Source organism: Myxococcus sp. SDU36 (assembly GCF_030168875.1).
In the GTDB taxonomy this organism is placed as follows: domain Bacteria; phylum Myxococcota; class Myxococcia; order Myxococcales; family Myxococcaceae; genus Myxococcus; species Myxococcus vastator.
Genome location: NZ_CP077414.1, coordinates 2,364,737 through 2,388,547, shown reverse-complemented (window position 1 = coordinate 2,388,547; position 23,811 = coordinate 2,364,737). Strand labels below are relative to the sequence as shown.

The window sequence follows — 23,811 nt, the reverse complement described above, 5'->3', positions numbered from 1 at the left end:
GCCAACTGTCGCTTGCGGAGGAGGGGCGCACGGCGGGCGGACGGGCTATGATGGGGCTCGAAGGGCGGCGGCCGGCGCCGCGTACCGTCGCGCAGCGCGCGTCCTGCCTGTAAGGTCGCGGACGGTCCCCCCGGAGCCGCATCCGTATGAGTCCCACACCCCGTCCCCTCGTGCTGGCTTGCCTGGCCTGTGTCCTGCTGTGCCTGAGCGGCTGCGGCGACATGGACATGGGGACTGACCTCCCCATCGGTCCGTTCCCACAGGGGACCTACTGCTCCGTCGATCAGGACTGCCCGGACCCCGCGCTCTTCTTCTGTGATTCGGCCACCTCGCGCTGCGAGCCCGCCTGCCTGACGCGCGAGGACTGCGGCCAGGCGCGGCGGGGCGCTCATGCGCTGGCCGCGTGTGACGAGGCCGGCGGCGCCGGTTGCCAATGCGACATGAACCGGTGCGTGCCCGTCGTCTGTGCCGCCGACACGGACTGTGACGCGGGCGCGGTGTGCCGTGACGGAGCGTGTGGCGCGCCGCCGTCCGAAGCCCGGGCGGTGGCGTGCGAGGTGACGCCGGACGTCGTCGTGGGCACCCCGGGCATGACGGTGGACTTCCGGGTGTGGGTGCGCGAAGCGACGGGCGCGCCGCTGGTGCTGCGTGATGGTGTGGCGTGGGAGGCGCTGTCTGCCTCCGTCGTCGGGGGCGGAGACGGCCACCAGGCCTCCGTCGTGCTGGGCGAGCCCGCCTCGGAGCACCTGGCGCTGGCGGCCCGGGTGGGAAGCGCCTCCTGCCATGCGCGCGTCACCGTGCTGCCCGCCGAGGTGACCCCGGGCGGGGTGCGCGTGCTGGTGGTGGATGCGCTCACCGGGCGCCCGGTGCCGCTGGCCGTCGTCGCGGTGTCCGATGACGACGGCGACCTGGAGGCTGCCATGGTGACGAACGCCGACGGCGCCGCCTGGGTGCCCGCGGAGGGGGAGGTGGCGCTCTCAGCCTTCCACCCCGACTACGGCTACCTGACGCTGGCGCGCCACGACGCGAGCCAGTTCCGCGACGTGCGGATGGCCCTGCGCCGCAACCCCCTGGACCGCTTCGGCGGCGTGAAGGGCCCCTTCCCCACGCTGACGGAGCCCTCCTCGACGGCGGTTTCGCTGCGCGTGGGGCTGATGGGGTTGTCCGTGCCGGGGCTCCCCTCCGAAATGGCGCCCGAGTCCTTCCTGGGCCCGGAGCGCGAGGTGGCGCCCCCCTTGGGCACGGGCCCGGACCGCCTGTCGCTGCCGTCGGGGAGCGCGCTGTGGCTGGCGGGCAGCACGATGCCGGAGGTCGCGGCCCCGGGCGTGGCGGGTGTGTGTGATGGCTCGCTGCCGGGCGTGCTGGACGCGGAGCTGGCCATTCGCACGGGCGCCTGTGGGACGCGGACGGCCTGGGCGCTGACGGGCGCGCTCCCCCTGAACGAGCTCCCCCTCAACCTGCTGGCGCCGGGGATGGATCCGCTGCTGCAATTGGGGCAGTTGGTGCCCGGCTCCACGCGCTTCTTGTCGGCGCTGTCGCGTGACGCCCGCTTCACCCTGGCGCCCACGCCCGGCATCCTCACCGGCGAGCCGGATACCGGTGCGGCGGAGTACGCGCAGGCGCTGCCTTTCGAGCGGGGAACGCCGGGCGTGCGGCTGTCGTTCCCCTTCGCCGTGCGTGTGCCGCCGCTGCCTCAGTACCGGGGCGCGCACCTGGACCGCGCCTACGTGTTGGCCACCGTGGCGGTCCCCGGCCGGGGCATGGTGCCGTTGGGGCTGGGCGCCGCGGCCAACGTGGCGCCGGCCGACCCGAACACGGACGCCGATGCGCGGCTGGGCCGGCCCGGGCTGGTGCCTGTTCGCATGGCGCCCACGCACCGGGGCCTGGAGGGACTGCCGTACCGGTTGGTGGTGTCGGCCACGTCGGGGGCCCACGCCCAGGACGGCACGGTGGCCACCAGCGCGCTCGTGGCGAGGCTGCCCCGGCCGGAGTTCGACCCGGACGGCCTGCGGCCCGTGGACGCGGGGCTGGGCTTCCTCTCCCTTCCGGAGTCCGCTCGCTACAACTTCGACCGGGACGCCCACGGCGAGCTCGACGGCCGCGAGTTCCGGGCCCAGGTGGACGGACGGGCCAGCGTGGTGCGCGCCGAGTTCACCAACCGCGCCGGCCGCCGCTGGACGGTGTTGATGGACCCGGACGACACGGACGACGGCGTCGTCGTTCCCCGGCCGCCGCTGGGGTTCGAGGACCGCACCTTCGACGGCTTGCCGCAGCACGGGCGGGCGAAGCTCCAGGTGGAGGCGCTGCGCGTGCGGGGCCTGGACCGGCGCATGGGGCAGGGCCCGTCCCGCCTGGTGGCCGCGGAGGGCCTGGGCGTGGAGCGGCTCGCGGACCTGACGGAGGCCGTCGCCACGCTGAGCCTGGGCCGGCCGGAGGTGACGTGGCGCCATCCGGAGGCGGATGGGCAGCGGCTGGCCCGAGGCAGCGCGGTGCGGGTGAGCGTCTCCGGCTTCCGCCTGGGCACGGGTTCAGGGGGCGAAGGCCAGGTGCGCGTCAGCCTGCGGGGCGGCACGGATTGCGACGGCCAGGTGCTGTTCGCCGCCGCCCCCGTGGCGCCAGGACGCGGCGAGGCGGAGCTGCAGCTCCCGGCGACATGCTCGGGGCTGGGCGTGTCGCTGGTGGCCACCCTGGTGGACCCGGAGGGTGACCCCCTGCGCCCGCTCGTCGCCGCGACCCGGCACGTCGACATTCCCTGACACCCGAGTGCGGGAACACCCACCTGGATTCCCATGCACTGACTCGCTTTCTTGATTTGCCGGGTGGTAGCGTTGTTGTCCCGGGAGGCAAGGTGCAGAAGGAGACGGTCGTCACGGTCATCTCGAAGATCTCCGACCGGCCGGTCAACCTCGACGCGGCGCTGGTGGTGATCTACGGCTTGGACCTGGGGCGCAAGTTCGACCTCACGTCCGAGGAGACGCTCATCGGGCGCTCGTCCAAGGCGGACATCCAGATCGACCAGGAGTCGGTCAGCCGCAACCACGCGAGCATCACCAATTCGCGTGAGGGCGTGCGCATCCGCGACCTGGGCTCCACCAACGGCACGTTCGTCAACGACGAGCTGGCGGAGGGCGTGCGCGAGCTGCGCAACGGCGACCTGGTGAAGATTGGCCGCACCATCTTCAAGTACATCGCCGGCGGCAACATCGAGGCCGCGTACCACGACGAAATCTACCGGCTGACCACGATGGACGGCCTCACGCAGATCTACAACCGGCGCTACTTCGACGAGCAGCTGGACCGGGAGATTTCGCGGAGCCGCCGCTACGAGCGGATGCTGTCGCTGGTGCTGCTGGACATCGACCACTTCAAGGCGGTGAATGACAAGTACGGGCACCTGGCGGGTGACTCGGTGCTCAAGCAGCTGGCGTCCACGGTGCGCACGAAGATCCGCCGTGAGGACGTGTTCGCGCGCTACGGCGGCGAGGAGTTCGCCATCCTGCTGCCGGAGGTGTCGCTGGCCGGCACGCGCCAGCTCGCGGAGAAGGTGCGCCGGCTGGTGGAGAAGCAGTACTTCGAGTTCGACCGGCAGGCGATCCCCGTCACGGTGTCCGTGGGCCTCGCGGTGCTGGAGCCACACCACCGCGAGTCGGGTGAGCTGGTGCGCGACGCCGACGAGAAGCTCTTCGAGGCGAAGACGTCCGGCCGCAACCGCGTGGTGGGCTGAGTCTCCAGCCCACCACAAGCCTGTCCAGGCGCCCTGCGCTTCAGCCCGCGAAGACGGAGCGGCGCTCGCGCAGCAGCGACTGGAGCATGCTCTGGATGGCCTCGCGGGTGCGCTCGGTGAGGCGCTGGACTTCGCCCAGGTCGTCCGCCGCCTCGGGCGCGAGGTCCTCGACGCCAATGGGTTCGCCGAAGCGGATGCTCCACTTGGCCGGCAGGGGCAGGGGGCCCAGCGGCGTAAGGGGCACGTAGGGCAGGCCCAGGAAGGACGCGGGGATGCGGCCCAGCAGGGGCGACGTCTCCTCCGCGCCGACAATGGCCACGGGGACGATGGGCGCGCCCGTGCGCAGCGCCAGCTTCACGAAGCCGCCGCGGCCGAAGCGCTTCAGGCGGTAGCGCTCACCGAAGGGCTTGCTGAGGGCCTGGTAGCCTTCGGGGAAGACGACCAGCGGGCGGTGCTCGTCCAACAGCCGCAGCGCGTTCTCCGGGCAGGCCCGCACGGCGCCCAGGCGGTTGAAGAGGGTGCCCACCATCGGTGCGTGGAAGACCTGGTCCTCCACCAGCCAGCGAGGCTCGCGCAGGTCCGGGCGCTCACGCGTGAGGGCCATGGACATGACGAGCCCGTCGTAGGGCAGGGCGCCCGAATGGTTGGCCACCAGGATGGCCGCGCCCGGCGGCACGTGGTCCACGCCCTGGACGGACACGCGCCAGTACTGCGAATAGAGGAACTCGAGCACGGGCTCCAGCCGCTCGACGAGCGATGGGTCCTTGCCGTACGCGTCCAGGTTCTCGCCACCGCCGGCGCCCAGGCCCGCGCGGACCATGTCCTTCAGCCCGCCCATCGCGAGCATCGCCCGGGCCAGGCTCTCGCTCGCCAGCGCCTGCCCGGCGATGTCACGCGCCAGGGACAGGGCCGCCACGGCGCGCTCCGCCAGGGGACGGACGCCCTCGGGCTCACCGCGTCCGAACTCCGGAGAGAAGGACTCCCGGTTGGACTCACCCGGGCTCGCGGCGGGCGGCGGTACCAGCGACAGCGGGCCCCTGCGGCCGGGCGGGAACTCGTCGCGCGTGGCATCCGGCAGCTCCACCTCCGGCTCCACCGCGGAGGTGTCCGCCTCTTCCGTCACCACGACGCGGACGGACGTCTCCTGCTCCCACCGGGTGACGGCCGGAGCCTCCGGTGGGGCGTGGTGGGCACGCCCCGCGTCCATGGCGGCCCGCGCGGCGCTGTCCGCCACCTGCGCGGCCACGGCCGCGGCGAGCGCCTGCTCCTGTTCCAGCGGCTGGGCAGGTGAGCCCTGCTCCAGTGCTTTCTCCACCGCGGCTTCGGCCAGCTCGGTCGCGAGCTCCGTGGCCATGAGCCGCTCGAGCTCGGCGTCGGGGCCGGGCTGTGCGCCCAGCGCCGCGTCCACCGCGGCGGTGGCGGTGGCTTCGGCCACGTCGGCGGCCAGGGCTTCCGCCAGGGCATGGTCCACGTCGCGCTGCTTCGACGTGGGGGGTCCGGCATCGTTCACCGGGCCGGGGGCTGGTGCGTCCAGCGTGGATGCCGCGGGCTCGCGCAAGGGGAGGGCGGCGTCGCCTGGGCCGTGGACAGAGTCCCGGGTGGCATGCGGCGGCTGAGCGTGGGCAGTGGCCTTCGCGCCCTGCGCCGGGGCCCGCGTCGCCGATGCCTGCGCCGGAGGCCGGGCAGCCGCGGCGCCCTTCTTGCCTCCGGCCGCCTTGCCGCCCTTGGCCTTCGCGGGCGTCTTCTTGCCCTCGTGCTTGCGCGACTTCGCGGAGGCCGCCTTGCCACCGGCCTTCGCGGCCGCCGTCCCGCCATTCCCCTGCTGCTTCTTCGTCACCGTCTCCGCGGCGGCGGCCTTCTCCTCGCCACCCGGCGTGGACGCCTCGGTGGGGCGCGACGCGGCGCCGCGCTTGAAGGGATCGTTCCCAAGGACGCCCTTGGCCATGACTAGCTCCTCTTCAGCGCCGCAGCGGCGTCTCTGACATGGTGGAGGGGGATGAACCCGAGTACGGATTCGGCGCGCTCGCCGTCCGCGACCCATGAGTAATGGATGTAGTCGAGCAGGGCCACGGGCAACGTGCCCGCGCCCACGGCGTCCAACGTATGCAGGCCGGCCCGAAACAGCGGCCCTGGCAGGGGAAGCGGCCGCGCGCCCGCCTGCTGAATGAGTCCGGAGATCGACATCACCCCGTGGCCCACGATGTTGAACTCGCCGGAAGCGTCCGCGCGCAGGGCCAGGTGCAAGGCCCGCGCGGCGTCGTCTTCGTGCAGCCCCTGCCAGAGCGGATCAAAGCCCATCAGCGTGGGCACCACCGGGTTCTTCAAGAAGCGCGTGGCCGGGTTGTCCACGGAGGGGCCGAGCACCGGCGCGAAGCGGAGCACCAGCACGCGCATGTCCGGATGCCGCTCCCGGAAGGCGCGCACCTGGCCTTCCACCTCCACCTTGTCGGTGACGAAGCGGCTGTGCGGGCAACCCTGGAGCGCCGAGTCCTCGCGCAGCAGGGCGGGGTTGTTGCCGCGCGCCCCGTAGACGGCCGTCATGGAGGGCACCACCAGCCGGGGCAGCCGCGCGCGGCCCGCCGCCGTCAGCACGTTCATGGTGCCGATGACCTCCAACTCGTGCGCCAGGGAGCCGTTGCGGATGGGGCCGAAGAGGAACGCCAGGTGGTAGAGCGCGTCCACGGGGCGCTCGGTGAGCGCGTCGGTGAGCTCGCTCTCGGCGTCGTACCGGGTGAGGTCCACGCGGTGGAACTCCACCTTATCGCCCTCCGGCCGGGTGACGTCGAGCACGAGGATGCTCTCCACGTCGGGATCCTGGTCCAGCCGCGACAGCAGGAGCCGCCCATAGTCGCCGCTCGCGCCGGTCACCGCGATGCGCAGCCGCCCCTTGCCTGGTCGTGACACGTCCATACGCGGCGCCGTGTGTTAGCCCAGCCGCCTGAGATTGTCAGCCGCGACGCCTGTTGTGTTGCTGGACAACGTCGCCTGGGTGGCGGAGGGTGTCCGGCCGTCATGTCCCGGATTGCCCGTCTCAGCGACGTCCTCATCAACAAGATCGCCGCCGGCGAGGTGGTGGAGCGCCCCGCCTCCGTCGTGAAGGAGCTGGTGGAGAACGCCATTGACGCCGGGGCCAGCACGGTCCGCGTCGAGCTGGACGGCGGGGGCGTGGACCGCATCATCGTGTCGGATGACGGGCACGGCATGGGGCGCACGGACGCCGTGGCCTGCCTGGAGCGCCACGCCACCAGCAAGCTGCGCGAGCTGGACGACCTGTTCCACATTGACTCCATGGGGTTCCGGGGCGAGGCCATCCCCGCCATCGCATCCGTCTCCCGGTTCACACTTCACACCGCGGACCCGAGCTCCGAGGTGGGCACGCGGGTGTCGGTGGAGGGAGGTGGGCCACCGCTGGTGGAGGACGCGCCGCCGAGGACGGGCACGGTCATCACGATAGAGGACCTGTTCTTCAACGTGCCCGCGCGCCGCAAGTTCCTGCGCCGGGGCGACACGGAGCTGAAGCACGCGGAGGAGGCCGTGGTGCGGCTGGCCCTGGCGTACCCGGAGGTGGGCTTCTTCGCCTCGCATGAGGGCGGCACGCTCTTCTCCAGCGCGGCCTGCCCGGATGACCCGCGCGAGCGGATCGCCGCGGCGCTGGGCTCCACGGCCCATCCGCACCTGTTCCCCGTGGAGGAGCGCCGGCTGGGCGTGGCCGTCACGGGGTATGCCGCCTCGCCCGAGTTCACCTTCAACAACGCGCGCGGCCTCTACACCTTCGTCAACCGGCGCTACATCCGGGACCGCGGCCTCATTGGCACCATCCAGCGCGCGTACCAGGACTTCCTCGCCGCCGGGCGCCAGCCCGTGGTGGTGCTGCACATCGACGTGGACCCGCGCGCGGTGGACGTCAACGTGCACCCCCAGAAGCAGGAGGTCCGCTTCGCCGACGCCCGGGGTGTCCAGGAGGCGGTGACGGCCGCGCTCACCCGCATGCTGCGCGCCGCGCCGTGGCTGGGCTCGGGCGTGGAGGGCACCGGGCCCCAGGCCGGCCAGCCCATGGACGCCGCGCACTACGCGCACGCGGTGGAGCGCTTCCTCACCCGCGCCCAGGAAGCCGCGTGGGGCGGCCCGCTGCCCACCGCCATGGACGCGCCGGGGCCCGGTCCGGGGGCGCCGCCCCTGGGGCAGGGGGGCCGGCCGGGCGCGCTGCCCTTCGCCGCCGCGGTGGGGCAGGCCCCCGCCTTCGGACAGGCGCAGCCCCAACTCAACGAGGCCCCCCCGCCGGGCTACTTCGGCGCGCTGCGGCCCCTGGGCATGCTGGGCGGCCGCTTCCATCTCTGCGAGGGGCCGGGGGGCACGCTGGTGGTGATGGACCCGCACGCGGCGCTGGAGCGCGCGCGCCTGACGGGCTACCTGCGCGCGTTGGAGTCCGGCAAGCCGCCTCCGGCGCCCACGCTCTTCGGCACCACGCTGGAGCTGCCCGTCGCGGCGGCCAAGGCCCTGGTGGAGGGCAGGGACGCCCTGTCCCGCCTGGGCTTCGACGTGGAGCCGTTCGGCGGCACCACGGTGGCGTTGAAGACGGTGCCGCCGGGACTGGAAGGCGCGGACGCGCGCGCGCTGCTGGAGGCCCTGGCGCGGGCGCTTCCGCCGAAGAGCGCGACGCTGGACACGGTGTCGCTGGCGGAGGCGGTGCGGGTGATGGCGTGCCACGCCGCGAAGCAGGCCGGCGCGGCGCCGCTCTCCGACGCGCAGCTCCGCGCGCTGCTTGGGGAGCTGGACCGGGCCGACTTCCATCCCCCGTGCAGTCACGGCACGGTGGTGGTGCTGGAGATTCCCCTCCTGGAGCTGGAGCGGCGCGCCCGCTGAGCGCCCTGAAAATTGACGGGGGGGGACCCCCTGTTAGCGTGCGCCACACGCCTGTAGCACCCAGGCCAACCTCCGCAGCGCACAGGAGCGGGCACATGCACGGGGTGATCACCCTGCGGGACGTGGTGGCGAATCTCGGCGTGGTGCTGCGCGAGTTCGGCGCCGGATGCGTGGTGCGCTGCTTCGTCGCCTCGCTGCGCCGCCGACGGACCACCTTCCTGGAAATCGCGCTGCGCCCCAAGCGCCCCTGACGCCAAAGCCGCCATTGATGCTCCGCCGCCTCCTTCCGCTCGCACTGCTGCTCTCCACCCCCGCCGCCGCGCAGTATGACGGTTACGGCGATGAGGACGTGTCCACCTCGCTGGATGGGGTGGGCCGCATCACCATCCAGGGCGGCTGGCGCGTCACCCCCAACAAGACGCTCTACGACGGCTGGTATGCGCGCTCCGCCAACCAGGGGCTGCCGCGTGCCCGGGAAGTGGCGGGCGGGCCCACGGTGGTGGGGTCCTTCGCCTACGCCATCTCCGACCTGCTGGAGGTGGGCATCGACCTGTTCGGCACGCAGAGCCGCCTGTACCTCAACGAGCCGGGCGTCGACGGGGGGCCGCCGCAGGCCCGGCAGGTGGACGTGCTGGGCTACGGAGCGCTCATCGGCCTGCGCTTCCAGACGGTGCTTCCGCGGCTGGGCCCGCATGGGCTCGTGCCCTTCGCGGGCCTGCTGACGGGGCCCACGCTCACCTCGTCGGAGCGCAAGGGGGAGGCGCTCCAGGAAATCACCACCCAGACGTGGATGGGCAACGTCGGCGCCACGTTGCGCCTGACGCCGCGCTGGGGCATCACCGCGGACTACCGGCTCGCGTTCCTCCGAGGCCCGGTGGGGCCGTCCACGGCGCGCGTCGGCTCGTTCAGCCTGGGCGGGAGCTGGCTGTCGCTGGGCGTGACGTACAGCTTTCCAGCGGAGCCATCACGGCCGCTGCCCGGGAGCCTGTAGCTCCGGAGGGGAGGCGGGCGAGCGGGCGCTGTCGCCCTTCTTCTGGGAAATGCATGGGCTAAGCAGCGCTGTTCCGCTGCGGAAATTATCGCCGCATGACCGGGAGAACTCCTTACGATGCGCGAATCGGCCGAGATCATTTCCGGGCCTAGGAAGATGTCCATGCCAGACCAGCCGAAAACGGATGTGGAAAAGGAGCTCACGGACCTGCGCCGTGAGATCGTCGAGGCACGCAACCTCGTCATCAAGAGCGACAACCTGCTCAAGAACCTCCATGCGGAGGTGAAGGCGGTTGGCAAGCGCCACGAAGATTTCCAGAAGCGCCAGTGGCTGTCGTCCGCGGTGGCCTACGTGCTGTTCGCGGTCATCTCCGTGGGCGCCGCGCTGATGATCACCAGCGCGCGCAGCTCCAGCGCCACCAATGAGAAGGAGCGCCTGGAGAAGACGGTCGCCGACCTCTCCGGCCAACTGGAGAAGCAGCGCGCGGACACCGCGGCGCACCAGGCGGTCCAGCAGGAGGCGAACAAGGTCTACAAGATGATGACCAGCCTGCCCGGCGACGAGCGCCTCAAGGGCATTGACGCGCTGGTGAAGCTGGACACGTCGCGGCTGAGCACCCTGGAGCGCCAGGCCCTGAATGACCGCGCGGGCGTGCTGCGCCGGGAGACGGGCGACGCCGCGTTCGAGCAGGGGAAGATCGCCTTCCGCAAGAACGAGATGGACGGCGTCATCTCCAACATGGAGCGGTTCCTGGCCATGAACCCGCCGCAGGACCAGGCGCTGGACGCGTCCTTCTTCCTGGGCACGGCCTACAACAACACCCGCAACCACGAGAAGGCCGTGCCGCTGCTCGCCCGCTTCGTGGACGGTGACCGCAAGTCGAAGACGCGCGACTACGCCATGCTGCTGCTGGCGCACTCCTACCAGGAGGTCGGCCAGTACGATAAGGCGCTGGAAGTCGCCCGTGACGCGGCGGGCGCCTACCTGAACAGCCAGTACCAGTCGCAGTTCCGGGGCCGCATCGCCACGGTGAAGCGCCTGATGAACCCGGCGTCCGCGGCTCCGGCCCAGGCGACCAGCCAGCCCGGCCAGTAGCCCCAGGGGGCCCGGCGCCCCAGCCACCGGACGGTGGACACACGGAAGCGTTGCCACGCGGGGGCCACGGTCATAAGACGTGGGCCCCGTGTCCGCTCCCGACCCCCGGAAAGATCCCCGCTACCGCCGCTTTCGTGGTGCCGCGTATGGGATTTACATCCTCCTCACCACGCTGTTCTCGCTGTGGCTCATCTGGAGCGTCGGCCGCTCCGTGTCGGCCATGACGCCGGAGAAGCTGCCTGCCGCCCCCGTGGCGCTCACGTTCCGCGAGTGCCTGGACGGCGCGCGCGCCTTGTGGTCGGAGCTGGAGAGCGGGCGCGAGAAGCTGGTGAACGTGTCGCCCGCCAAGAGCGTTGACCAGGAGTGGATGCGCTTCCGCACCGCGTGGCTGCAGAAGCTCCGCGTGCGGGAGTCCGAATGCGCGCTCGACTCGCGTGATCGCGCCCCCCTGCGCGAGGTGTTCCGCCGCCTGGTGCGCGTGCAGGACCTCTACGCCATCCACGCGGTGCAGTACGCGGGGGAGGTGGGCGGCGCGGTGGATTCGCTGCACGAGGCCATGAGCGCCGCGGGCCGCAACCCCGGCGCCGGCCGGCTGCCCTGAGTCAGCGCACCGGCAGCAGGGCGGTGTAGCGGCCCAGGTGGTCCGACACCGTCTGCGACAGCAGCACCGGGGATGGGCGCCCTCCCAGGTCCGCCACCCGGTAGAAGCGCACGGAGGCGTAGGGCGAGGGCGCGCCGGCCTCCGTCACCAGGCCCCGCACCGTGCGGCCGCGCTGGAGCGGGAAGGTGGCCAGCACCTGCTCGGAGGCGTCGTCGCCGGGGAGCACGGTGATGACGCGGCTGACGCGAGGCAGGTTCTCCGTGGGGATGAAGTCCACGCGGTAGATGCCCGGATCCAACCCCAGGCGGAAGGCGCCCGTGTCGTCCGTGGTGCCCAGGGACTCGCCGCCCGCCGGGGGCCGTGGCCAGCCCGGCACCGGTCCCACCGGATCCGCCAGCACCCGCACGCCCAGCGCCGGGGAGGTGTTGTCCGTCTGGAGAATCGTCCCCCGGATGATGCGCCGGTCCGGGCACACGACGTCCGGCAGCACCGCGCCGGTGCGAGGCACCTCCACCAACTGCACCGTCAGGCCCGCGGTGGAGCCTGACGGCGGCACCACCACCAGCGACAGGGTACCGCCCGGCCCCGAGGGGAGCGTCTCCACCGTGAAGCGACCCTCCCCGTCGGCGACGACCAGGGGCCCCTGGTACGTGCCGCCGCCTCCCACGGGCCCCCGCAGGGACACCGAGGCCCGCGCCACCGGCCGGCCGTCCCGTCCCAGGATGCGGCCGGACACCTGGACCGGCTCGCCATAGTCACCCAGCTCCAGCGGCGCGGTGAGCGGCTCGCGGGGATCCACGGTGAACGTCTTCTGCGGCACCCACGCGTCGCCCGCCGCCGTCACGCGCACCAGGAGGCTGGTGCGCTGCGAGGCCTCCAGCGGCAGGGCCAGGGAGAAGTCGCCCGAGCCGCGCGCCACCGGCACGCGCTGGGACAGGGGCGTCAGGTCCGCGTCCAGCGCCTGGACCTGCAGCGCGGCGTCCACGGGCTGCGCGCCCTGGCGCACCACCCGGCCTTCCAGCCGGGCCACCTGGTTGGGGGAGGGCAGCACCAACTGCAGGGGCACGGCGCCGCCGGGCGACACGGCGGCGGCGCCGCGCACCGGTGGCAGCCCCACGTCCTCCGGCTCCAACGTCACCGTGTACGTCCCGGTCCCCACGGGCAGCTCCCAGGCGCCGTTGAGGGGGACCAGGTCGGCCGTGAAGAGGCGCGCCACGCCCGGCAGTAGCGCGCTCTCCCCGCGGGCGGTGAGGTGCAGCGGCTCGTTGTAGGGATGCGGGGCGCTGCCCCCGGGCGTGGTGGCGCGCACGGTGCTGCCCTGGACGGTGGCGGGCCCGAACAGCGCCAGGTTCAGCTCCGGCCGGATGGCGTCCACCGGGAAGTCCTGCGCGTGCAGGCCGTCATGGGGGTTGGGCGTCACCTCCACCACGATGTCCCGGCCCGGGTCGCCGCACCCGTCGGGGAAGCACACCTCGTTGGAGGCACAGTCGCTGTCCGCGCGGCACACCAGCTGGCTGGGGTCCGGCGCATCCTCCAGCAGCACGCAGCCGGTGCCGGACAGGCCGGACACCAGGACGGTCCACGCGAGCCGCCGCGGCGGCCACAGGCGCCTCACCGGCAGTCTCCCTGGACGGTGTTGACCACCCACGAATAGGTGACGACGAAGCCCGGGTTGTTGAGCGTGGTGCCGTCCGGCAACTGCACCGGCCGGGGCCGCACGACGCGGTCCACCAGCTCCGCGTCGCTCACCAGCGCCTCCACCAGGTGGGGGCCCGGCGTGCCCAGCGGGTTGTTGGCGGACGCGAGGCTGATGAGCAGCGTGCCCCGGTCCGAGCGCCGGGGCTCGCGGGTGCTGGCCAGCTCATATTGGCGGTAGGGGCCGCGCGGGTCCTGCGGGTTGTAGTCCACGTACCAGTGCACGACGATGCGGTCGTCCACGTCCGGGTCCTCGACGGCCACCTCGAAGGTGAGGTCGCAGCCGTCCGCGCCGAAGTCCGGGATGAAGCGCTGCTGGGGCGCGACGAGGCTGTCGATGATGCGCGGCGGCCGGTTCATGAACTCCGGCACGGCGTCCAGCAGCGTGTCGTCCTGGGGGATGAGGCAGCCGGACGCGGCGCAGCCCGTGGCCAGCAGCAGCCACAGCTTGCGTCTCCAGGCGTGTCGCCGCGTCGTGGCTTCCATCATCATGGACGGGCCGCTCCCCTAGAGCAGCTCGTCTCCCTCCTCGGGCGGCAGCGGCCGGCCCGACTTCTCCGCTTCCAGCTTCTCCAGATGCCGGAAGATGGTGCGCGGGTCCACTCCCAGGTCCTTGGCCGTCTTGGTGCGGTTCCCATTGTTCCGGGCCAGCACCTCGTTGATGTAACGCTTCTGGAACTCTTCCTTTGCCTGGAGCAGCGGCATGATGGGCTCCAGGTTCTCCGGCTTCAGGTCCAGGTCATCCGGCCCCAGCAGCGGCTTGTCCGCGAGCACCACCGCCTTCTTGAGCCGGTTCTCCAGCTCGCGGATGTTGCCCGGCCAGCCGTACTTGCGCATGGACACGGTGGCGGAGGGGGTGAAGCCGCGGGCCTTGGAGCTGAACTCGCGGGCGTACTTCTGGAGGAAGAAGCGGCCCAGCACCACCACGTCCTCGCCGCGCTCGCGCAACGGCGGCAGCTTCAGCGTGACGACGTTGAGGCGGTAGTAGAGGTCCTCGCGGAAGGTGTTCTTCTTCACCTCGTCCTCGAGCACCTTGTTGGTGGCCGCCACCACGCGGATGTCCACCGGCTCGCCGCGGTTGTCGCCGACCTTGTAGACAATCCTCTCCTGGAGCGCGCGCAGCAGCTTCACCTGGAGCTGCAGGGGCATCTCCCCGATTTCGTCCAGGAAGAGCGTGCCGCCGATGGCCGCCTGGAACTTGCCGGCCTTGGTGGCCACCGCGCCGGTGAAGGCGCCCTTCACGTGGCCGAACAGCTCGCTCTCCAGCAGGTTCTCCGGAATCGCGCCGCAGTTGATGGTGATGAAGGGGCCCTTCGCGCGCGGCGAGCGGCGGTGGATCTCCCGGGCGATGAGCTCCTTGCCGGTGCCCGTCTCGCCGGTGATGAGCACGGAGATGTCCGTGGGGGCAATCTTGTCGATGCGCTTGTACACGTCCCGCATGCCCTGGCACGCGCCGACGATGTCGCCGTAGCGCTGGTCCTCCAGCTTGCGGCGCAGCTCGGTGTTGTCGAGCTTGAGGTCGCTCACCAGCATCGCGTTCTGGAGGATGAGCGACGCCTGCGCCGCGAAGATGGTGAGCATGTCCGCGCTCTTGGGCTCGAACCGGTTCACCAGCCTGTCGTTGCCCACGTAGAGGACGCCGAAGAGGTCGCCCTTCTGCATCAGCGGCACGCACATGACGGAGTGGACGCGCAGGTTCACCACCGAGTCGCTCTTGTTGAACTCCGGCGAGTCCAGCGCGTCCGCGACGATGAGCGCCTTCTGCTCCTTCACCACCTTGGCGATGATGGAGTCGGAGATCTTGTCCTTCTCCACCGCGTCCTCGATGTTCTCCCGGGACACGTTGCGCGCCACCTTCACGCGCGGCTCCCCGTTCTCCATCAAGATGAGGAAGCCCTTGTCGGCGCGCGTCACCTCGATGGCCTCGTCCATCAGGCCCTCCAGGAGGCGCTCCACGTCATAGAGCCCCAGCAGCCGCTCGCTGAACGCGGTGAGCCGGCGCAGCAGCAGCAGCTCGCGGCCGGGGACGCCAGGCAGCTCCGAGGTGTGCGAGTCCGGATTGGACGTGTGCACCAGCTCGCGCGGCGCGGGCATGGGCGGAGGTGGGGCGCGGGGGGCGTCGTCCCGGGCGAAGATCAGCTCGGTGTGGCCCACGCGGACCACGTCGCCGGTGGAGAGCGCATGGGCGTCGCGCTTCTTGCCGTTGACGTGGAAGGTGGCGCCCAGGCTGCCCACCTCGTAGCGCGTGCCGTCGAAGGTGACGTGCAGGGCGCTGGAGGGCACGGAGGTGTCCTCCAGCGGGATGTCGTTGTCCGGGCCCCGGCCAATGCTGGTGAGGCGCTTGTGCAGGGAGACGGCGCGGACCTTGCCATCGGGGGTGCGGACGGTGAGGCTGGCCATGGCTTCACGTACCTGGAGGGAGTCTCCGTCAAAAGGAGAGGGTGAGACCGGCGCCGAGTCCGCCGGGGGTCGGGTAGAGGCCCACGCGCGTGTACGTCTTCGGTGCCGTCGCGCGGGCGGAAGGGGGGCGGGAGGACGGCGCCGTGGGTTGTTCGGCGCGAGGCTCCACCGTGCTGCGGACCACCTGGTCCTCGTGGTGGAACAGCGCGTCCACCACGCCCACGGCGTAGATGGCGTAGAAGCCCGCGGCCGACGACAGCTTGAGCAGCTGCCACGTGTCGCGCTGCTGGGCCCGGCTGGTGGGGATGTAGCGCACCGTGACGGAGGCCCGGCCGTCCGGGTCCAGCACGTTGTCCAGGTCGATGGTGCGCTCCTCGAACAGCCCCTCGTAGGCGAAGAAGGAGATGATGCTCGTGACCGCCAGCACGCCTTCGGTGGCGGCGAAGACGATGCCCAGGCTGTTGCGGCCCTGCTGGAACTGGCCGGCGCCGAAGGGGACGAAGTTGACCAGGAAGCTGCGCTTCTCCACCGTGCGCACCGTCACCTGGGACGCCAGCTCCTCGGCGCGGCGGCGCTTCACCTCCGCCTCCAGGCGCTCGCGCTCGCGGCGCTCGGCCTCCGCCTTCTCGCGCTCCTGGCGCAGCCGCCGCTCCTGGCGCAGGAAGTCCAGCTCCGTGTCCATGTCCTCCTTGAGCGTGTCGAAGAAGGCCACCGCGGGCGGCGGGACGACGAAGGGGTCCAGGCTGAAGTCCGGATCCAACCGGAGCAGCGCGCGCAGGTGACGGCGGGCGTCGTCGGTGCGGCCCAGGTTGAAGGCCGCCAGGCCCGCGAGCTTGTGCAGCTCCGCCAGGTCGTCCTCGTCCAGGCCGCCCCGGTCGATGCGCGAGCCCGCGCGGTCCATCACCTCCGCGTACTTGCCGTACTCGAAGCTGGCGCGCAGCGCGGCGACCTCCGGATCCCCGGCGTCCTGGGCGAGCGTGGCGGCCGGAGCGAGCAGCATCAGCGCCGTGAGCAAGAGCGGGAGGCGGCGGCTCATTCTGGGCGGAGGCTCCCGCGCAGCGTGGTGGGTTCGCCCGGCCGCAGCTGCACCACCCGGCGCTCCGGCACGTAGCCGGGGTGGGAGACCTCCACCACCACGGTGTGCTGGAAGCCCGCCGGGCCGCGCGGAGAGCGGACCTCGAAGGGCGTCCTCACGCTGTCCTCGGCGGAGCGGAGCTGGTCGCCCACCCGCACCAGCGCGCCCGCGGGCTCGAAGTCCACCGACAGGCGGGACGTCTTGGGCTGGGCGCGCAGGTGGAAGACGTTGTCACCGTCCGGCTGCACGTCGATGGTGTCCACCACGTCCTCGCAGTAGTCGCAGGAGATGGTGACGGTGTGCCGGCCCGGCGTCACCTCCACGTCATGCTTCTGCAGCGGCTGGGCGCTGGCCGCGCCGTCATCCACGCGGATGCTGCCATAGGGGCGCACCAGGATGGACACCGGCAGCTTGCGCACCAGCGGCTTGCGCGGCGCCTCCTCGTCCTCGGGGCGCGTGCCCAGGCCGCGCACGGCGCCGCCCACGGCCGGCGCGCCGTCCGTCCGCGACGCCAGGCCTCCCGGTGCCGTCGTGTCCTTGACCGGGCGCGGCGCCGCTCCCCCCGGGCGGGGCGGCTGCGCCGTGCCTGGCGCCGGACGCCCGGCGCTCTCCTTCGGGGCCGGAGTCGTGTCGGGGGCGAGCGGCTCGGAAGGCGGAGCCGAAGGCGGCGTGGCCGCGACCTGTCCGGGCGTGGTGGCGTCGGGCGGTGGGGTGACTTCGGCGACGTTCGCGTGGCGGGCCTGCCAGCCGCCCAGGCCCAGCAGTCCGGCGGCGGCCACGCCCACGCCCAGCCGCAGGCCCCGGCGGCGCCACGTCTTGAGGCGCTGGGCGCGCTGGAGGCCCTTGAGGAGCGCTAGCGCCCGCGCGTTGGTGGCGTCCAGCGCCAGCACCTGGTTGAGGCTGGCCAGGGCGCGCGGGGTGCGCTTCTCCGCGAGCTTCCGCTCGCTGCGCTCCAGCAGGGTGGCGACGAGGCGCTGACGGGCCAGCTTCCGGTACGACGGCGGGTCCGCGAAGTACGACACCAGCTCCTCGCCCACGCGGGCGAAGCCCAGGCCGGCCAGGTAGTCCGCCAGGGCGTCCCGCAGCCGGGCCGCGTCGGGGTAGCGCCGCTCCGGCTCACGCTGGAGGCAGGTGGCGCAGATGTCCGCCAGCTCGTCGGACAGCGCGGGCACGCGCCGGCGCGCGTCCTCGTAGTCCCCGTCCAGGATGCGCTTGAGCGTGGCGGTGGTGTTGGACGCGCTGAAGGGCAGCCGTCCCGTCATCGCCGCGTAGAACATGATGCCCACGCTGAAGACATCCGCCGCGGGGCCCGCCTCCAGGCCTTCGATGATCTCCGGAGCCATGTGGGCCGGCGAGCCCACCAGCGTTCCGGTGACGGTCATCCGCTCCTCAATGTCCATCAGCCGCGCGATGCCGAAGTCCATGAGCTTGAGGACGCCGTCCTCGCGCACCATGACGTTCTCCGGCTTGAGGTCGCGGTGGATGACGCCGGACTCGTGCGCGTGCGCCAGCGCCGCGGCCAGCTCGTGGATGACCATGGCCGCCAGCTCCGGCGGGTCCATGGGCCCCTGGTCCATGAACGTCTTCAGCGTCTGTCCGCGGATGTACTCGGTGACGATGAACGCGTCCTGGGCATCCGCCGCGGAGAAGTCGAAGACCTCCAGGATGTTGGGGTGGTGCAGCTTGGCCACCGCGCGGGCCTCGCGGGCCAGCCGCCGGCGGGACTCGTCCTTGCCGGCCAGGTGCGGGTGCAGCACCTTCACCGCGACTTCACGGTCCAGGGCGGTGTCGAGCCCCTTGTACACGACGCTCATGCCCCCCGAGCCCAGCTGCTCGAGGATGCGGTAGCGACCGATATGGCGGCCGACGAGCGTCGTCATGGCGTGTTGGCGGTCCCCTCAGTCCCCGAAGCTGATGCCCATGCTCTTGGTGAAGCGCACCAGCTCACCCGCCGGATCCACCCGGCGCTCCTTGCGCGACTCGCTCAACGGGACCGCGATGATTTCGCCCGCGCGCAGGGCCACCATGTGGTCCCACTGGCCCGCGCTCACCAGGTCCAGCACCTTGCAGCCGTAGCGCGTGGCCAGCACCCGGTCCGCCGCGCTGGGGCTGCCTCCGCGCTGGAGGTGGCCCAGCACCGTCACCCGAATCTCCGCCTCGATGTGCCGCGCCAGCAGGTCCGCCAGCGCCTTGCCGGAGCCGCCGAGCCGCACCACGCCCCGGCCGGGGATGGCCTCCGCCGCGTCCAGCACGGCCAGCTCGCCGCCCTGGGGGAACGCGCCTTCGGAGATGGCGATGATGGAGAAGCTGCGACGGCGGGTGGAGCGGCGGCGGAGCTTCTCCACCACGGCCTCCACGCTGTACGGAATCTCCGGAATCAGGATGACGTCCGCGCCCCCGGCGATGCCGCTCTCCAGGGTGAGGAAGCCGGCGTGGCGGCCCATGATCTCCACCACCATCACCCGGTCATGGGCCTCCGCGGTGGAGTGCAGGCGGTCGAGCGCCTCGGTGACGATGAGCCGCGCGGTGTCGAAGCCGAACGTCTGATCCGTCCCGGACAAATCGTTGTCGATGGTCTTCGGACAGCCGACCACCTTGAGCCCCTTCTCCACGAGCCGGTGGGCGATGGACAGCGTCCCATCCCCCCCCACGGCGATGAGCCCGTCCAGGCCCAGCTCCTCGCAGCGGCGCAGGACCTGGTCGGACACGTCCCGCTCCACCCACTGCCCGTCCTCACGGGTCGCGTAGCTGAAGGGGTTGGCCTTGTTGGACGTGCCCAGGATGGTGCCGCCCTTGGGGAGGATGCCGCGGATGTCCTCCTCGGTGAGTGGGTGGGTGAGCCCTGGCTCCACCAGCCCCATGTAGCCGTTTTCGATGCCCACGAACGCGTGGCCGAATTCGTGCGCGCCCCGCTTCACGAGGCCGCGAATGAGCGCGTTGAGGCCGGGGCAGTCGCCACCGCCGGTCAGGACTCCGAGTCTCATGGGACGGGGCATACAGGTCGGACGCGGGTGTCAGAGGGAGGGTGCTTCACCATGACAGAAACGTCGGACCTGATTGTAGGGGGGCCCCCGGGGGGGTGCAACGCGCGAATCACCGGCCAGGGCGGATTCGCGAGTGGAAACGGGCCTTTTCCTCAATCCCGCTTCAAGCGGCGGCGCGAGGCCACCCGGTCCAGCAGGGCCTGGAGGCGAGGCTCGGGCTTGTCGGGGAGCGCCCTATCTGTCGGTGACTGTAGGGGCATGGCCTTCGCGAGGCCATAGATCTCGATCAGCCGCTCCTTGAGCAGCTCGCTGTCCGGGCGTTCCTGGAGCGCGCGCCGGTAGCAGGCCGCGGCGCCCGCATAGTCGCCCAGCGCGAAGAGGCGCTCGCCTTCCTGGGCGGGGGAGGAGGGGCCCACGGGGAGGGGGATGCTGGCCTCGGCCCGGGCGGCCTCGAGCACCGCCAACTCCGCGGGTTGGAGCAGCTCGCGCGCGTTGGCGAGCTTGAGGGCGAGCGCCGCGTCGTGCGGAAAGGCCCGCGCGAGCGACTCGTACAGGCCGAGCGCTTCGGTGAGCTCGCCGCGGCGCAGGGCGCGATCGGCACGTGACTCCATGTCGGCCCTGGCGGCGGGGTTCATCTCCCCGGCAGGTTACCCGCGCCGCGCGGGGATGTCACAACGAACACGCAGGGCGCCGCCGCGACAAGGCGCGGCTTCCGGGAGGCCACACGCCGTGTCGGGGTGGCCGACACCCAGGCGCGGCTTCCGGGACGCCGGTGGCGCCCGCGCTCCGCTGCCGAGCCACCATGTGAGGGATTGCGCCCGATGCGACCTGTTTCGACGTCGAGCCATGACGGTGAAACCTGTATCCTGAGAATACCTTCCATTCCGGAAAGGCCTCAAAAGGAGGCGTCATGCAGGTGAAGTCCATGGTCATGGCCGTGGTGTTGGCGACGGGGCTGCTGGCGGGCTGCGGTGGTGTCGAAGGCGGCCTGGAGGACTCCTCGCCCGCCGCCGTCGAGGCGGCCACCTCGCACCCCAATATCTGTATCGCCAAGTGTAACATTCGGTTCGATCACTGCGTCGACACGGGAGGGGACGTCTCGGTTTGCTTCCAGCGCTTCGATGAGTGCGTCACGAGCTGCCCCACCGCGGAGGCGGACGCCCCCGCGCCGCGGTAGTGCGCGAAGGCTGAGCGCCTGACGGTTCGACTCGAATCGCCAGGAATGAAGACGCCGGGCCGCGGCCTGCCCGGCGTCCGTGCTGTCGCGACTCTTTCCTGGAAGCCATTCATGTCAGACACGTCCTTTCCCTTCCTCCGCCTCCGTCACGCGGTGGCGATGCTCGCCGTGGGCCTCGTCGCCAGCGCTTCCCCCGCCTCCGCGCGAGGGCGCTACTACAACGATTCCGGCAGCATCGAGACGCATCATCCCAGTTGGATGAGCTGGGTCCCCGACTCGACGAGCCTCGCCGCCCTGTCCTTGCCGGGGACGCATGACACGATGGCGTATCAGTCCTACGGCGGCTCCCTGACGCAGACCCAGTCCCTGGACCTGCGCCGTCAGCTCGACGCGGGCATCCGCGCGCTGGACATCCGTTGCCGGCACATCGCGGACAGCTTCACCATCCACCACGGCGTCGTCTACCTGCACGTCAACTTCGACGACGTGCTGCGGACCGCCATCCAGTTCCTGAACGCGAACCCCAGCGAGACGCTGGTGATGCGCGTGAAGAAGGAGCACACCGAGGAGAACGTCACGCGCAGCTTCGCCGCGACGTTCGAGGCGTACCGGAACAACCCGGCCTACAGGCCCTACCTCTGGACCGGGAGCCACGTGCCCGCCCTGGGCGAGGTCCGCGGAAGGATTGTCATCCTGGATGGCTTTGGCGGTGGCGCCTACGGCATCCCCTGGGGAGGGCTGGACCTCCAGGACGACTGGACGGTGTCCACCCTCTTCGACATCGACGACAAGTGGAACAAGGTCCGCGCGCACCTGGGGCGCACCAACACGGGCTCGCCGTCCACGCTGTTCGTCAACTTCCTGAGTGGCGCCTCCGCGCTCGCGCATCCCTTCACGGTGGCGGGCGGAGACGGGATGAGCATCCGCGGCGTGAATGACTTCGCCATCGACCACCTGGTGGCGGGGCACGTCCAGCGCGCGGGCATCCTGATGATGGACTTCCCGGGCGCCGGCTTGATTGACGCCATCCTGGCCCTCAACTTCCGCCTCTTGTCGTCGTCGACGTGGCTGCCGGAGGACTTCAACGTCATCTTCAGGAACACCGCGCACACCATCGGCGGCAACGCGGAGGCGCGGTGGCACGGCATCCGGAGCTTCGTCCACAACGCCGCGCCCGGACGCAACTGGCACATCGCCGCGCTGAAGAAGTCCTGGGGCGGGTGGATCAACCACCAGGGGAACTTCTACCAGTCCGACGCCATGGATGATTACACCCACATCGCCTACCTGACGCACTCGGTGACGAGCGTGGTGGGCAGGGACTTCCTGTCCAACTACGTGAGAGGGCAGCTCGGAGGCCTGTCAGGGAACGCGGCGAACCGGGCGCTCACGCTGCATGGTCACCTGAGCGCCAGGTTCCCATTCCAGCGCTGGTCCGTGCTGGTGAAGCAGTCGCCGGGTGGACTCAGCAACTGGGCGTACTCGGACTACGGCAGGGGCGCGCACCTGTCGTCGGGTGACTACACGTACGCGGTCCAGGGGCACTCCGCCTCGGAAGGGGTCTACCTCCACGAGCACTCGGGCTTCGAGGGCAACCTCGTCTGGCTCGGCGGCAGCGTGGGCGATCTGCGCGGCGTGGGGTTCAATGACGTGCTGAGCTCCGTCACCGTGCTGGGGCCGTACCAGGCGACGCTGTGCGAGCACGCGAACCTGTCGGGCCGCTGCTTCACCACGTCCCAGACGGTGGGGGACGTCAACGCGATGCCGGGTGGCTCGTGGCACGACAAGGTGTCCTCCGTGTCGATGACCCGGACGGGCCTGCGGTAGTCGCGGGCAGGGCGCGGGCTGCTTCGCCTCGGTGCGGCGGGAGAACACGTCGGTGTTTTCGTTGGCCAGGTCTTCCAGCCAGGCCAGGTCGCCGCCAGCCGCGTGCGGAGTCACTGCTCGGAGGCGCTGTTCGCTTGGGAATGGCGAACAGGGAGGCGCCCTGGGAAACGAGGGGGCGATTTCGCCGTGGGATGCCGAGATGGCGCTTGCGGCGGTGCCGAGGCGAGGCCAGTGTCGTGCTTCTTCGAGGCACTCACTTCCAGGATGGACACATGACCTACAAGCCCGACGGCTACACCTCCGCGGCGCCTTATCTCGTGGTGGACGGCGCGAACCGGACCATCGACTTCCTCGTCGACGTCTTCGGTGCCGAGCGGCTGCGCATGATTCCCGGAGACGCCGGCAAGCTGGTCCATGGAGAGGTGCGCATCGGCGACACCGTCATCATGCTGAGCGACGCGGCCAACGGCTGGCCCGTGGTGCCGGCCCATGTCCACGTGTACGTCGCGGACGTGGACCGGCTCTACCAGCGCGCGATCGATGCCGGCGCCGTGGCCGTGAAGGCTCCCGTCAACAGCGGGGATGGTGACAAGCGCGGTGGGTTCCGCGACGCCGGTGGCACCACGTGGTGGGTGGCGACGCAAGAGGCGTCTTGACAGGCTCCGCCGTCCTCGCAGGGGGGCGAGGAGCCCCGCGGAAGGTGGTTTGCTGCCCGATAGTGGCGCGTGGGGTCGTGGCGCACGGCGGCGGAGGCATTATTCTCCCCGCGATGCGCATGAACCGTTCCCTGGCGTTCTGTCTCCTGCTGACAGGCTGTGCGACCACGCCGCGAGAGCCCGCCTCCGTTGCGGAGGCGTATGCCCGCGCCCTCGAGGAAGGGCGTGTCGAGGACGCGTACGCGCTGACGACGGGTGGGCCCGAGGAGGAGGTGGCGTTCCTGGAGCGCTATTCGGACGCGGGGGCTCGCGGCGCCAGGGCCGCGGACGTCCGGGCCGGCGCGTCGAACCTCGAGGCGCGAGCGCCCTCCCTGACAGTCGCGCAGTCTCCCCAGGGGTGGCGTGTCGTCGAGGCCCGGCCCGCGGATGTGCCTCGGGCCGCCCTTCGCCAATTCATCGACAGGGTGGAGGCTCGTGATTGGAAGTCCGCCTGGAGCCAGCTCGCCGGGCTCCTGCGCGCGCGTTACACACCGGAGCGTCTTCGCGAGGACTTCGAGCGAGAACCCCTTGCGAGGGAACGTCTCCAGCGTGCCCGGCTCGCGCTCAATACGCACGTCCGCGTCGGCGCGGGCGAGGCCGTGTTCCCGCTGGGTGACGAGCGCGCCGTCCGGCTGGTGCTGGAAGATGGCGAATACCGGATCGCCGCGATTGAGTGAGCCCGAC

The 23,811-nt window shown here is 71.4% G+C and carries 20 protein-coding genes; 11 read left to right on the top strand and 9 right to left on the bottom strand.

The annotated features are described in order from the left end of the window. The first annotated feature begins 146 nt into the window (after positions 1 to 146). Together KGD87_RS09240 and KGD87_RS09235 are read left to right on the top strand one after the other, a co-directional pair. Entirely contained in the window at positions 147 to 2,756 is a 2,610-nt protein-coding gene (locus KGD87_RS09240) for a carboxypeptidase-like regulatory domain-containing protein (protein WP_284667100.1), read from the top strand. Positions 2,757 to 2,848: 92 nt separating this feature from the next. Beyond that, entirely contained in the window at positions 2,849 to 3,724 is an 876-nt protein-coding gene (locus tag KGD87_RS09235) for a GGDEF domain-containing protein (RefSeq protein ID WP_284667099.1), read from the top strand. Between the two features lie 40 nt (positions 3,725 to 3,764). On the opposite strand, the gene KGD87_RS09230 is transcribed toward KGD87_RS09235, so the two are convergent. Together KGD87_RS09230 and KGD87_RS09225 are read right to left on the bottom strand one after the other, a co-directional pair. Beyond that, a complete protein-coding gene (locus KGD87_RS09230; RefSeq protein ID WP_284667098.1) occupies positions 3,765 to 5,669 on the bottom strand; it encodes a lysophospholipid acyltransferase family protein in 1,905 nt (634 codons plus the stop codon). Between the two features lie 2 nt (positions 5,670 to 5,671). Next, a complete protein-coding gene (locus KGD87_RS09225; RefSeq protein ID WP_284667097.1) occupies positions 5,672 to 6,634 on the bottom strand; it encodes an SDR family oxidoreductase in 963 nt (320 codons plus the stop codon). 102 nt (positions 6,635 to 6,736) lie between these two features. Here KGD87_RS09225 and mutL point away from each other — a divergent pair, with 102 nt between their 5' ends. The 5 genes from mutL to KGD87_RS09200 all read left to right on the top strand — a co-directional run bounded on the left by mutL (position 6,737) and on the right by KGD87_RS09200 (position 11,274). After that, on the top strand, positions 6,737 to 8,587 hold the full coding sequence (mutL, locus tag KGD87_RS09220) for a DNA mismatch repair endonuclease MutL (protein WP_284667096.1): 1,851 nt from the start codon (positions 6,737 to 6,739) through the stop codon (positions 8,585 to 8,587). A 95-nt stretch (positions 8,588 to 8,682) separates the two neighbouring features. Then, positions 8,683 to 8,838 carry a hypothetical protein gene (locus KGD87_RS09215; RefSeq protein ID WP_284667095.1) on the top strand — a complete coding sequence of 52 codons (156 nt, stop codon included), beginning with the start codon at positions 8,683 to 8,685 and terminating at the stop codon, positions 8,836 to 8,838. A 17-nt stretch (positions 8,839 to 8,855) separates the two neighbouring features. Then, complete coding sequence (locus KGD87_RS09210; RefSeq protein WP_284667094.1) at positions 8,856 to 9,578, top strand: hypothetical protein; 723 nt, start codon at positions 8,856 to 8,858, stop codon at positions 9,576 to 9,578. Positions 9,579 to 9,740: 162 nt separating this feature from the next. Further along, positions 9,741 to 10,673: a tetratricopeptide repeat protein gene (locus KGD87_RS09205; protein WP_284667093.1), complete on the top strand. Its 933-nt coding sequence runs from the start codon at positions 9,741 to 9,743 to the stop codon at positions 10,671 to 10,673. Positions 10,674 to 10,761: 88 nt separating this feature from the next. After that, positions 10,762 to 11,274: a hypothetical protein gene (locus KGD87_RS09200; RefSeq protein ID WP_284667092.1), complete on the top strand. Its 513-nt coding sequence runs from the start codon at positions 10,762 to 10,764 to the stop codon at positions 11,272 to 11,274. A gap of 1 nt (position 11,275) precedes the next feature. Here KGD87_RS09200 and KGD87_RS09195 read toward each other — a convergent pair whose 3' ends face one another. The 7 genes from KGD87_RS09195 to KGD87_RS09165 form a co-directional block, all read right to left on the bottom strand. Further along, entirely contained in the window at positions 11,276 to 12,889 is a 1,614-nt protein-coding gene (locus tag KGD87_RS09195; RefSeq protein ID WP_284667091.1) for a peptidase associated/transthyretin-like domain-containing protein, read from the bottom strand. Continuing rightward, on the bottom strand, positions 12,886 to 13,458 hold the full coding sequence (locus KGD87_RS09190) for a hypothetical protein (protein WP_284668606.1): 573 nt from the start codon (positions 13,456 to 13,458) through the stop codon (positions 12,886 to 12,888). The genes KGD87_RS09195 and KGD87_RS09190 overlap by 4 nt, the downstream gene beginning before the upstream one ends. 18 nt (positions 13,459 to 13,476) lie before the next feature. Beyond that, on the bottom strand, positions 13,477 to 15,369 hold the full coding sequence (locus tag KGD87_RS09185) for a sigma 54-interacting transcriptional regulator (protein WP_284667090.1): 1,893 nt from the start codon (positions 15,367 to 15,369) through the stop codon (positions 13,477 to 13,479). Positions 15,370 to 15,397: 28 nt separating this feature from the next. Beyond that, a complete protein-coding gene (locus KGD87_RS09180) occupies positions 15,398 to 16,405 on the bottom strand; it encodes a hypothetical protein (RefSeq protein WP_284667089.1) in 1,008 nt (335 codons plus the stop codon). After that, complete coding sequence (locus KGD87_RS09175; RefSeq protein WP_284667088.1) at positions 16,402 to 18,324, bottom strand: serine/threonine-protein kinase; 1,923 nt, start codon at positions 18,322 to 18,324, stop codon at positions 16,402 to 16,404. The genes KGD87_RS09180 and KGD87_RS09175 overlap by 4 nt, the downstream gene beginning before the upstream one ends. Before the next feature lie 18 nt (positions 18,325 to 18,342). Further along, entirely contained in the window at positions 18,343 to 19,428 is a 1,086-nt protein-coding gene (locus KGD87_RS09170) for a 6-phosphofructokinase (RefSeq protein ID WP_284667087.1), read from the bottom strand. A 152-nt stretch (positions 19,429 to 19,580) separates the two neighbouring features. Then, positions 19,581 to 20,063 (bottom strand): tetratricopeptide repeat protein, encoded by a 483-nt coding sequence (locus tag KGD87_RS09165; RefSeq protein WP_284667086.1) that lies wholly within the window; start codon positions 20,061 to 20,063, stop codon positions 19,581 to 19,583. 275 nt (positions 20,064 to 20,338) lie between these two features. On the opposite strand from KGD87_RS09165, the gene KGD87_RS09160 reads away from it, so the two are divergent. From KGD87_RS09160 to KGD87_RS09145, 4 genes are all read left to right on the top strand, one after another. Continuing rightward, positions 20,339 to 20,605: a hypothetical protein gene (locus tag KGD87_RS09160; RefSeq protein WP_284667085.1), complete on the top strand. Its 267-nt coding sequence runs from the start codon at positions 20,339 to 20,341 to the stop codon at positions 20,603 to 20,605. Positions 20,606 to 20,716: 111 nt separating this feature from the next. Continuing rightward, a complete protein-coding gene (locus KGD87_RS09155; RefSeq protein ID WP_284667084.1) occupies positions 20,717 to 22,432 on the top strand; it encodes a phosphatidylinositol-specific phospholipase C in 1,716 nt (571 codons plus the stop codon). Between the two features lie 272 nt (positions 22,433 to 22,704). Next, on the top strand, positions 22,705 to 23,088 hold the full coding sequence (locus KGD87_RS09150) for a VOC family protein (protein WP_284667083.1): 384 nt from the start codon (positions 22,705 to 22,707) through the stop codon (positions 23,086 to 23,088). A gap of 119 nt (positions 23,089 to 23,207) precedes the next feature. After that, complete coding sequence (locus tag KGD87_RS09145) at positions 23,208 to 23,804, top strand: hypothetical protein (protein WP_502888011.1); 597 nt, start codon at positions 23,208 to 23,210, stop codon at positions 23,802 to 23,804. Positions 23,805 to 23,811: the final 7 nt, after the last annotated feature.

Excerpts from the sequence above, each read along its gene's own strand:
- KGD87_RS09180 (WP_284667089.1), bottom strand. The coding sequence starts at position 16,405 with ATGAGCCGCCGCCTCCCGCTCTTGCTCACGGCGCTGATGCTGCTCGCT.
- KGD87_RS09185 (WP_284667090.1), bottom strand. The coding sequence starts at position 15,369 with ATGGCCAGCCTCACCGTCCGCACCCCCGATGGCAAGGTCCGCGCCGTC.
- KGD87_RS09190 (WP_284668606.1), bottom strand. The coding sequence starts at position 13,458 with ATGATGGAAGCCACGACGCGGCGACACGCCTGGAGACGCAAGCTGTGG.
- KGD87_RS09175 (WP_284667088.1), bottom strand. The coding sequence starts at position 18,324 with ATGACGACGCTCGTCGGCCGCCATATCGGTCGCTACCGCATCCTCGAG.
- KGD87_RS09205 (WP_284667093.1), top strand. The coding sequence starts at position 9,741 with ATGCCAGACCAGCCGAAAACGGATGTGGAAAAGGAGCTCACGGACCTG.
- KGD87_RS09210 (WP_284667094.1), top strand. The coding sequence starts at position 8,856 with ATGCTCCGCCGCCTCCTTCCGCTCGCACTGCTGCTCTCCACCCCCGCC.
- KGD87_RS09145 (WP_502888011.1), top strand. The coding sequence starts at position 23,208 with ATGAACCGTTCCCTGGCGTTCTGTCTCCTGCTGACAGGCTGTGCGACC.
- KGD87_RS09150 (WP_284667083.1), top strand. The coding sequence starts at position 22,705 with ATGACCTACAAGCCCGACGGCTACACCTCCGCGGCGCCTTATCTCGTG.
- KGD87_RS09230 (WP_284667098.1), bottom strand. The coding sequence starts at position 5,669 with ATGGCCAAGGGCGTCCTTGGGAACGATCCCTTCAAGCGCGGCGCCGCG.
- KGD87_RS09225 (WP_284667097.1), bottom strand. The coding sequence starts at position 6,634 with ATGGACGTGTCACGACCAGGCAAGGGGCGGCTGCGCATCGCGGTGACC.
- mutL (WP_284667096.1), top strand. The coding sequence starts at position 6,737 with ATGTCCCGGATTGCCCGTCTCAGCGACGTCCTCATCAACAAGATCGCC.
- KGD87_RS09170 (WP_284667087.1), bottom strand. The coding sequence starts at position 19,428 with ATGAGACTCGGAGTCCTGACCGGCGGTGGCGACTGCCCCGGCCTCAAC.
- KGD87_RS09165 (WP_284667086.1), bottom strand. The coding sequence starts at position 20,063 with ATGAACCCCGCCGCCAGGGCCGACATGGAGTCACGTGCCGATCGCGCC.
- KGD87_RS09215 (WP_284667095.1), top strand. The coding sequence starts at position 8,683 with ATGCACGGGGTGATCACCCTGCGGGACGTGGTGGCGAATCTCGGCGTG.
- KGD87_RS09160 (WP_284667085.1), top strand. The coding sequence starts at position 20,339 with ATGCAGGTGAAGTCCATGGTCATGGCCGTGGTGTTGGCGACGGGGCTG.
- KGD87_RS09240 (WP_284667100.1), top strand. The coding sequence starts at position 147 with ATGAGTCCCACACCCCGTCCCCTCGTGCTGGCTTGCCTGGCCTGTGTC.
- KGD87_RS09155 (WP_284667084.1), top strand. The coding sequence starts at position 20,717 with ATGTCAGACACGTCCTTTCCCTTCCTCCGCCTCCGTCACGCGGTGGCG.